The sequence below is a fragment of the Rhizobium sp. NPDC092011 genome, assembly GCF_044756305.1.
Classification (GTDB): domain Bacteria; phylum Pseudomonadota; class Alphaproteobacteria; order Rhizobiales; family Rhizobiaceae; genus Rhizobium.
Genome location: NZ_JBIVSO010000010.1, coordinates 240,814 through 248,737, shown reverse-complemented (window position 1 = coordinate 248,737; position 7,924 = coordinate 240,814). Strand labels below are relative to the sequence as shown.

At 58.6% G+C, this 7,924-nt stretch carries 7 protein-coding genes; 6 read left to right on the top strand and 1 reads right to left on the bottom strand.

What is annotated here, in order from left to right; genetic code table 11:
* Window positions 1–122 precede the first annotated feature (122 nt).
* The 3 genes from ACIQJ2_RS29540 to ACIQJ2_RS29530 all read left to right on the top strand — a co-directional run bounded on the left by ACIQJ2_RS29540 (window position 123) and on the right by ACIQJ2_RS29530 (window position 3,119).
* Window positions 123–539, top strand: coding sequence for a tautomerase family protein (locus ACIQJ2_RS29540; protein WP_400672654.1), 417 nt, complete (start codon window positions 123–125; stop codon window positions 537–539).
* 295 nt (window positions 540–834) lie between these two features.
* Window positions 835–1,182 carry a hypothetical protein gene (locus tag ACIQJ2_RS29535; RefSeq protein ID WP_400672652.1) on the top strand — a complete coding sequence of 116 codons (348 nt, stop codon included), beginning with the start codon at window positions 835–837 and terminating at the stop codon, window positions 1,180–1,182.
* Window positions 1,183–1,424: 242 nt separating this feature from the next.
* Window positions 1,425–3,119: a peptidoglycan D,D-transpeptidase FtsI family protein gene (locus tag ACIQJ2_RS29530; RefSeq protein WP_400672649.1), complete on the top strand. Its 1,695-nt coding sequence runs from the start codon at window positions 1,425–1,427 to the stop codon at window positions 3,117–3,119.
* 144 nt (window positions 3,120–3,263) lie between these two features.
* Here ACIQJ2_RS29530 and ACIQJ2_RS29525 read toward each other — a convergent pair whose 3' ends face one another.
* The gene (locus ACIQJ2_RS29525) at window positions 3,264–4,325 is read right to left on the bottom strand and encodes a LacI family transcriptional regulator (RefSeq protein WP_400672646.1); all 1,062 of its coding nucleotides are present in this window, start codon (window positions 4,323–4,325) and stop codon (window positions 3,264–3,266) included.
* 327 nt (window positions 4,326–4,652) lie between these two features.
* Between ACIQJ2_RS29525 and ACIQJ2_RS29520 the strand changes: the two genes are divergently transcribed.
* From ACIQJ2_RS29520 to ACIQJ2_RS29510, 3 genes are all read left to right on the top strand, one after another.
* The gene (locus tag ACIQJ2_RS29520) at window positions 4,653–5,918 is read left to right on the top strand and encodes an ABC transporter substrate-binding protein (RefSeq protein ID WP_199151353.1); all 1,266 of its coding nucleotides are present in this window, start codon (window positions 4,653–4,655) and stop codon (window positions 5,916–5,918) included.
* Between the two features lie 132 nt (window positions 5,919–6,050).
* On the top strand, window positions 6,051–6,989 hold the full coding sequence (locus ACIQJ2_RS29515) for a carbohydrate ABC transporter permease (protein WP_199094215.1): 939 nt from the start codon (window positions 6,051–6,053) through the stop codon (window positions 6,987–6,989).
* Window positions 6,986–7,924 (top strand): carbohydrate ABC transporter permease, encoded by a 939-nt coding sequence (locus tag ACIQJ2_RS29510; RefSeq protein WP_400672642.1) that lies wholly within the window; start codon window positions 6,986–6,988, stop codon window positions 7,922–7,924. The genes ACIQJ2_RS29515 and ACIQJ2_RS29510 overlap by 4 nt, the downstream gene beginning before the upstream one ends.

Below are 7,924 nucleotides of genomic sequence, written 5' to 3'. Positions count from 1 at the left end.
TGCATGAGGCTCTGTGCGAGGTTAACTTACGCAACCCTCGATACCTGCATATTGTGAGACGGGTCACCCGGTCCCCAGGCGAACATTTAGTCTAGCATTCCCATTTCATCAGGAGACTGAACATGCCCCTTTGGAAAATCTATCACCCTGAGGCCGCCTTTTCCGACGACGACAAACAGGCGATCGCCGAGCGGCTCACGGGCCTTTATCGAGACCTGCCACCCTTCTATGTCGGCGTCGTTTTCGAGGCCGTCGCCAAAAACTCCTTTTATATCGGCGGGCAACCGGCGGACGACTTCGTTCGCATAGCCGTCGATCACATCGCACGCCAAATCAACGATGACGATATCAGGCAACAGTTCCTGGCCGCCATCGGCAAGCTTCTGGCGCCCTATATCGCCGATCGTGGCTTGCGATGGGAGATTCACATCGACGAGACGCCCTTCAGCCTGTGGGCCATCCAGGGTATCCGGCCGCCTGTGCCGGGAACGCCGGCGGGAGAGGTCTGGCGGCGGGATAACAAACCCTCGGCCTACTAAATACCAGCAACACGGCCGAGCGCGTCAGTGCCTGTCCGCAGCGGTCGGTCAGAGGGCATCTCTGGCCACTTCGCTCGGCCTAAACATCGTTGCGCGGGATGCCGCACGCCCCGCACCCGCGAAGGCCGTTCTGGATGAAGACGGGCGTCCACCCGACTGGAGAAATCAAGCCCTTCGTAGGAAAAGCGATCAGGTCGCAAAGCATCCTGATGGAGAAGGTGCTATAGGTTTCCGGCATCGGCTTTTGCAACAGGGTTAACGAGACGTTAAGCATTCCTGCCTAACCATTTGCGGCATGGTCGAACGTCTTGACAGGTTTGTGCGTTTGTTGATCGGCGCGTGGATGCTGGCCGTTGCGCTCGCCCTGTGTCCGACTGCGCCTGCTCTCGCGCTGGAGGCTTCCTCGCAGGAGCAACTCGCGGCGTCAGACCCTCGCTTTACCGCGATGCCGCTGGATGAAGATCCTTCCGTCGACGATCATAACCACAGCGATCAAAGTGCGGATCACACACACGACGTTCCCTGGCTGGTCGCGACATCATCCATGGACAGGCTAGCGGAAAAATCCGCCAAATGGCTGTTGTTTCAAGCCAAGGCGCCGCATCGCAACGCAGCTGCGTTCGAGCGACCGCCCCGTCTTTGATTCCCCACCGAACTCATCTCTCAACACCTTCGGTAGGAAATCATGGAAACGCATTCCCACGCATTCGGCGGGGCGCGTCCGTTTGACGGTCAGCGCCTATCCGCATCGTTTCACGCCCATATCGGCCCAGTCGTTGCCCTCCATTCATGGGGCACGCCATGACGATGCGCTTCTACATGAAAAAAATGCCACTTCCCCCGCTTCGCAAGCGACAGCGCCGGCCGTCTCCTCCGGCGCTGAGAATGAGGATCGTGTTTCTAACGGGCTTGTTCATCCTGTTCTACACGATCATCGGCGCCAGACTTGTGCATTTTGGGCTACATACTCCACCGCCATCCGGGGCGGCGCTGATACCGCCATCGGTGGCAAGGCCTAATATTGTCGATCGCAACGGCACTGTGCTGGCGATGGACGTCCCGGTGGCATCAATCTATGCCGAGCCACGCCGGCTGGTTGATATCAACGAGGCCGTCGAGGGGCTGACATCAGTGTTTCCGGATCTCAGCCCGGCAGAACTCTATCGCCGGTTCGACACGGATCGAGGCTTCGTCTGGGTCAAGCGCAAGATCCCGCTTGCGGCGAAAAACCAAGTTTGGAATCTCGGAATACCCAGCGTCGGCTTCCGCGAGGAGACGCAACGGCTCTATCCGAACGGGGATCTGGCATCGCATGTGCTTGGAGCGGTGAATACCGATAATGTCGGCATCGCGGGTATAGAGAAGTGGATCGATGGCCAGGGCCTGCAGATCCTTCGGGATACGGGCCTGAAGTTTGATGCAAACGCCCTGCAGCCCATCGCGCTCAGCATGGATCTGCGCGCGCAGTTCGTCTTAAAGGACGAGTTGCGCAAGGCCATGGAGAAATTTTCCGCGATTGCAGCAGCCGGTCTTATCCTCGACGTGACGAATGGCGAAGTCGTCGCCCTCGTCTCGCTTCCGGACTTCAATCCGAACATACCCTCCGACGCGCTGCGCTCGGATCGCATCAACCGGCTTTCCGTCGGGACGTTTGAAATGGGGTCGACCTTCAAGGCGCTGACGACTGCAATGGCTCTGGATTCCGGCGCCTTCAATTTGAATTCCGTCATCGATGCCAGCCAACCGTTACGCCTGGGGCGCTCGACGATCTCGGACTTTCGCGGACAGAAAAGGCCGCTAACCTTGCCGGAAGCCTTCGTTCACTCCTCAAACATCGCCATGGGGCGCATGGCGCTCACGGTCGGCAAGCAGGCTCAGCAGAATTTTCTGAGGAAGATGGGCCAATTCGACCGACTGACGACGGAGCTTCCCGAAAGTGCCGTTCCGATCCTTCCGCCGCGATGGGGAGACATCAACACCGTGACCGTGGCGTTCGGGCACGGTATGGCGGTTACGCCGCTGCAAGCGAGCATGGCGATCGCCTCGCTGGTCAATGGCGGGCGCCTCATCCAACCGACCTTCATCAAGGGCTCATCGGTTGAAGAGCGCATCCTCGCCAATGACGTCGTTACCGCCAGGACCGGCGAAACCCTGCGCTTTTTGATGCGGCTCAACGCCGAGGTCGGTTCGGCAAGAGGCGCAAATGTTGCGGGCTTCTACGTCGGCGGAAAAACAGGCACGGCTGAAAAGGTCGTCGGCGGGCGCTACTCCAAAGAAAAGGTCATGACGTCTTTCATGAGCATCACGCCGATCGACAATCCGAAATATCTGTTTCTCACCATTCTGGATGAACCCAAACCATTGCCGGAAACCTATGGTTTCCGCACCTCCGGCTGGAATGCCGTTCCCGTGACCGGATCCATCATGGCTCGGGTGCTGCCCGTGCTTGGCGTTTCTCCGCGCTGGAGCCCGCCGGAACGCCCGTTTCCGATCGCGCTTTCGACGGGTGCCTGGGGGGCGCATCGCTTCACACCCGCCGCGGCAGAGCGCTATCGGGCGGCTACACAGCTTCTCCAATAGAGAGGCGAAGGATGATTGCAGCCCTGGCGGCGACCGCTTGGCCGTTGCCAGAGAGACCCTAGACCAGGTTCGACAATTTCTCAGCTGAAAACGTCTGCGCGATACCCACGATAGTACCGCCGGACTGCATTGGAACTGTGATATTCAGTCGACGGCCGAAAGCACCGGAAAACCGATTTCAGGCTTCAGCAAGACTTGCTTTTCGATCGTCTGATCGCCGGCGATGGAGGCAAGCAGAACATGACCCATCCGCTCGCCGGTATCGACCAGATCCTCATAGATGGTCTCGACTTTCGGCTGGATCTGGCTCAAGAGCTTCGAGGTGCGTTTTGCCACTACGTCATATTCCACTCCAAGCGTAAGCCCGTTATCGGCCATGCCAGTAATGGTCGCCAGCGCCGAGACCTCGCCGCCACAGGTGAAGCCATCGGGCGAACCGGGCTGCGACGCGCGACGGCTCATATATTCGCGAATCTGCTCCACCGGACAGTCGAGATCGATTTCCTCGGGAATTTCGTAATCGACGCCCGCTTCGCGCACGGCCGTCATGAAGCCATGCAGCAGATGCTGCGAAAAGGTTAGCCGTCTCGGCGGCAGGATGATCATCGGCTTGCGCCGGCCGCGTTCGACCAACCGCTTCGTCGCCTCATAGGCAAAGCTGAAATTATCGTAGTCCACGAAAGGATGATCGAGCGTGAATTCCGTTCGTCCATGCGTGACGAACGGAAACCCGCTTTCAAGCAGAAGGCGAACGCGAGGATCGAAGGGTTCCGTTCGCGAGAAAAGCAATCCGTCGACCATCCCGTTACGCACCAGATAATTCACCGCTTCGACATTGCTTCCGTTGATGAAATTCGGCGTCACGATAAGGTGGTAAGCCGTGTTCCGCAGAGCCTTGGCAAGACCGTGCATGATGGAAATACCGTAGCCTAGAATTTCCTCATGGGGATCAAGCAGGATGCCGATGACATTGGTCTTGCCTGTCTTCAAGCGCTGTGCGGCTCGATCGGGCAGATAGCCGATTTGCGCGGCAACGGCGTGGACGCGCTCGCGCGTCTCGATCGAAATCTGAGGTGCATTGCTCAAGGCCCGGGACACGGTCGTAACAGCAAACCCCGTCATTTCGGAAATGGTGCGCAACGTCGGCTTGGCGCTTCTGCGCCCGGTCTTTGCAAGGAACGCGGATTTTCCGGAATTGTCTTTCAAGGGAATACCCAGCCTGCCTCGGAGTGATCGCCTTGTACGCTGTTTCACAGCCAAGTGCAAATGTGTTGTTGAAAACGTTTGCGGAGCTGATTTTGGAAAAAATTGACTGAAAAAGTTGCAATGAATTCAACAAAACCGAATATTATTCAATAGCTTATAATCAATATTCAAATCATGGTCGACATCTTGACTTGAGGTTGTTTATAACGTTTTAAATGCTTTGCGGCAAATGAGCCGACAGCAGAATAGCCTCCGCTCGGTGGTGGAGGTTTTAAAGGCGGAGGAAGGCCTTCGCTTGGACGAGTTGCGAAACCGGGAGGGTTTTAGATGCGTAAGTTTATGACGAGCGTGGCGATGGTCGCTTTGGCGCTGTCAGGGATGACGGCTGGGGCGGCTCGCGCTGCGGATGTAAAGGAAGTGCAGATGCTGCACTGGTGGACGTCTGGCGGTGAGGCTGCTGCGCTGAAGGTCATCAAGGACGCGCTGGCCAAGCAGGGTTACAGCTGGAAGGACGTTCCTGTGGCCGGCGGTGGCGGCAATGCGGCCATGACGACGCTGAAGGCGATGGTTGCTGCGGGCAATTACCCGACGTCGTCGCAGATGCTGGGCTACAACGTCCTCGTTTACGCCGAAGGCGGCAAGCTTGGCGACCTGACCGATCTTGCCAAGTCGGAAGGCTGGGACAAGGCGGTTCCGGCTGCCTTCCAGAAGTTCTCGACCTATGACGGCAAGTGGGTCGCCGTGCCGGTCAACGTCCACTCGGTCAACTGGGTGTGGATCAACAAGGCCGTCATGGACAAGATCGGCGGCACCGAGCCGAAGACCTTCGATGATTTCCTCGCTCTGCTCGACAAGGCCAAGAAGGCCGGCGTGACGCCGCTTGCTCTCGGTGGCCAGGACTGGCAGGAAGCCATCCTGTTCGACGACGTGGTGCTTTCCACCGGCGGACCGGAATTCTACAAGAAGGCCTTCAACGACCTCGACGAGGCTGCCCTGAAGTCCGACACGATGAAGAAGTCCTTCGACAACCTTGCCAAGCTCAAGGCCTATGTCGATCCGAACTTCTCGGGCCGCGACTGGAACCTGACGACCGCGATGGTTATCAAGGGCGACGCGCTCGTTCAGGTGATGGGCGACTGGGCCAAGGGTGAGTTCCACAACGCCCAGAAGAAGCCGGGCGACGACTTCTTGTGCTACCGCTTCCCAGGCACGGACGGCAGCGTTGCCTACAACTCTGACATGTTCGCCATGTTCGACGTTGGCGCCGACCGCAAGGATGCGCAGGTAGCGCTGGCAAAGACCACCATGTCGAAAGAAGTGCAATCCGCCTTCAACGTGATCAAGGGCTCGGTGCCGTCGCGCACGGACGTTCCTGATACCGACTTCGACATTTGCGGCAAGAAGGGCATCGCCGACCTGAAGAAGGCCAATGACAGCGGCACGCTCTTCGGTTCGCTGGCTCAGGGCTATGGTGCACCGCCGGCTGTCACCAACGCCTATCTCGACGTGGTCGACAAGTTCTTCAACGGTCAGATCAAGACCTCCGACGAAGCTGTGACCCAGCTCGTCAAGGCAATCAACGACGCAAAATAATGACGGCAGTCGGGCGCGCCAGTCGCGCCCGACTTGCAACCTGCGATGCGTCATGCGCCAACATGAAGCGCCACCTACCGCAGGTTTAGTCGGTCTTGAGACACCAAGCCGCAACAAGAACAGGACAAATCCATGGCCATACCCACGACCGCACCAGTGGTGCAGCACCGCGCCGGGTTTCGCGAGAAGCTCCAGGACGCACTGCCCAAGATTGTGCTCGCCCCCAGCTTTGCGCTGATCGTGGTCTTCGTCTACGGCTTCATCCTGTGGACCATCTTCCTGTCCTTCACCAACTCGAAGGATTTCCCCAGCACCCGTGTGGTGGGATGGGCCACCTATCAGAAGCTCTGGAACTGGACCTTCGAAAGCAATCCGCCGTCCAACTGGTACACGTCGATCACCAACATGGCGATCTACGGCGTGCTCTACGTCGGCATCTGCATGGCGCTGGGGCTGCTTCTGGCCATCCTGCTCGACCAGAAGATCCGCGCCGAAGGCTTCCTGCGCACCGTCTATCTCTATCCGATGGCGCTTTCGATGATCGTCACGGGTGTCGCCTGGAAATGGTTCCTCGATCCCAGCCTCGGCCTTGAACAGACGCTGCATCGCATCGGCTGGACCAGCTTTCATTTCGGCTGGCTCAAGGATCCCAATTTCGTCATCTACACCGTCGTCATTGCCGGTGTCTGGCAAACCTCCGGCTTCGTCATGGCCATGTTTCTGGCAGGCCTGCGCGGCATCGATTCCGAGATGCTGAAGGCGGCGCAGATCGATGGGGCCTCCGGCTTCCGCATCTACTGGCGCATCGTCATTCCGATCCTGCGGCCGGTCTTCCTGTCCGCCTTCATCGTGCTCACGCACATGGCGATCAAATCCTACGATCTTGTGGTGGCGCTGACGTCGGGCGGCCCCGGCGGATCGGCCTGGCTCCCCTCGCTCTTCATGAACGACTACTCCTTCAAGCGCAGCCAGATGGATGTCGGCTCGGCCAGCGCAGTGATCATGCTGATGGCCATCACCGCCATCATCGTCCCCTATCTCTATTCCGAACTGAGGGAGAAGGCCCGATGAGTGCCGCCACACGGGATATGGTCAGGCCCGCCGGCGGCAATCGCAGCGGACGCCTCATCATTTATGGCCTGCTTGCCATTTTCGCTCTTCTCTATCTCCTGCCGCTGTGGGTGATGCTGGTGACCTCGTTCAAGACGATGAGCGAGATCCAGGACGGCAATATGCTCTCCCTGCCGAGCGCGCCGACGATCACGCCCTGGATCCGGGCCTGGAGCGGTGGATGCGATGCCCTCAACAACTGCCTTTCGGGGGTGGCCGGGCATTTCTGGGCCTCCGTTTATATGGTCGTGCCGGCCGTGGCGATCTCGACCATTCTTGGCGCGCTCAATGGCTACGTGTTGACGAAATGGCGCTTCCGCGGCCATACACTCGTCTTCGCGCTGATGCTGTTTGCCTGCTTCATTCCCTTCCAGTCCGTGCTCTTGCCCATGGCAGCACTGCTCGGCAAGTTCAACGTGGCGGCGAACTATCTGCAGTCGACCATCGGCACCTCGCTTGGCATCGGCTCGTCGACGTTGAAGCTTGTGGTCGTGCATGTGATCTACGGTCTGGGCTTCACCACTCTGTTCTTCCGCAACTATTACGAGGCGTTCCCGAACGAGCTCATCAAGGCTGCGATGGTGGATGGGGCCGGCTTCTTCCAGATCTTCCGCCGGATCCTGCTGCCCAATTCGGTGCCGATCATCGTGGTCACGGTCATCTTCCAGTTCACCAATATCTGGAACGACTTCCTCTTTGCCTCAACCTATGCGCCCGGCGACAGCAGCCCGATCACCATGGCGGTCAACAACATCGTCAATACGTCAGGCGGCACTGTCGAGTACAATGTCAACATGGCTGCCGCGATGATCGCCGGCCTTCCAACTCTTCTCGTTTATATTCTCGCCGGCCGCTACTTCGTGCGCGGTCTGATGGCGGGCGCCGTCAAAGGATAA